1 protein-coding gene is annotated in these 1,409 nt (G+C 55.4%); it reads right to left on the bottom strand.

The window, feature by feature from the left end; all coding sequences use genetic code 11:
• Nucleotides 1–1,409: amidase (locus ACTF5Z_RS12185; RefSeq protein ID WP_438985869.1), on the bottom strand; the 1,409-nt coding region annotated here is incomplete at both ends.

The raw sequence follows: 1,409 nt of genomic DNA, 5'->3' as shown, positions 1-1,409 counted from the left end.
CCTGCTCCAGCTGGCCGGCAAGTGAATACAACAGACCCTCGTTACCGAAATCGGCAGCGAACATGGTGCCAATGGGCAAGCCCGCCTCGGTCCAATACAAAGGCACCGACATTGCAGGCGCGCCTGTGGCATTAAACAGCATAGTAAACGCCGAGTAGCTCACGACATCCATTTCGTAGCCCTTGTCCATGCGTGTTAAAGCGAGCTTACCTAAATCCAAAGGTGGATTTGCAAGCGTCGGCGACAGCAAGACATCGAACCTTTCGTGTAGGCCACTCACATGGCGGCCTATTCGATGAATGGTTTGCACCGACTCGTGATAATCAGACGCCTTGTTATTTAATGCTGCTTGATAGCGCTGCCAGATCAAGGGTTCAAGATCGTCCTCGGTGACTTTGCGCTCAAGCACATGCTCACGCGCCTTGACTTTTGCCACTGTACCGGCCGCCATTACTTGAGCAGTCGAACCATAAAACTCGCGCGGATCAATGCCCAGCTCGACGGGCTCAACACTGTGACCGAGACTCTCGCAAAGCTTAGCGGTGTGCATCACCGCCGCAATGGAATCGACATGCACGGGCGTTTGCGACACCGGTTTGGTCACCAAACCAATGCGCAGCTTTTGCGGCATCATGCTGGCATACTCAGTAAATGAGCGACTGGGACTTTGTGGACCACCTGCTGCGCCCGCCTCCGGGCCCGCCGTTGCATCTAACAACGCCGCGCTGTCGCGGACCGACCGAGATACGCAGTGGGTAACGCTCATCCATGAGTGTATCGCGTTGGGCCCTCGAGGAGTGCGCGCACGGCTGGGTTTCATACCAAACAAACCGCAGCACGAGGCCGGTATTCGAATAGAGCCACCCCCATCGGTCGCGTTTGCCAAAGGTAGGATACCCGCAGCCACTGCGGCCGCAGACCCGCCAGATGAGCCACCCGTCGTCTTTGTTAAATCCCAAGGGTTGCGCGTATCACCAAACAAAAGTGATTCCGTCGTAGCCGTGCCCCCAAACTCAGGGCTGGCACTTTTTCCCATCATCAAAAACCCAGCATTGAGATAACGCTGTACCATAGTGTCGGTGTAAGAAGCGACCTGGTCCCTAAAAAAGCGTGAGCCTTCGGTGGTTTTGGTGCCTTCGAGCATTAAACCCAAGTCTTTCAACAAAAACGGCACCCCAGCGAACGGCCCTTCGGGTAAGCCCTGCTTGATTTGATCGCGCGCGTAATCGTATAGCGGCTCGACAATGGCATTAATGGTGGGGTTTATCGCTTCCGCGCGAGCAATCGCCGTTTCCAACACTTCCGCTGCGCTAAAGTCTTTACGCCGAATGCCTTCGGCTAAAGCCAACGCATCTAACGCGCGGTAATCACTCAAACTAATAGGGGTACGGCTAGCCCAGCTCAGGCTG

It is taken from the genome of Aequoribacter sp. (assembly GCF_965659035.1).
Taxonomy (GTDB): Bacteria; Pseudomonadota; Gammaproteobacteria; order Pseudomonadales; family Halieaceae; genus Aequoribacter.
Note: the sequence above shows the minus strand (reverse complement) of the source record. Positions and strands in the feature narration are given on the sequence as shown.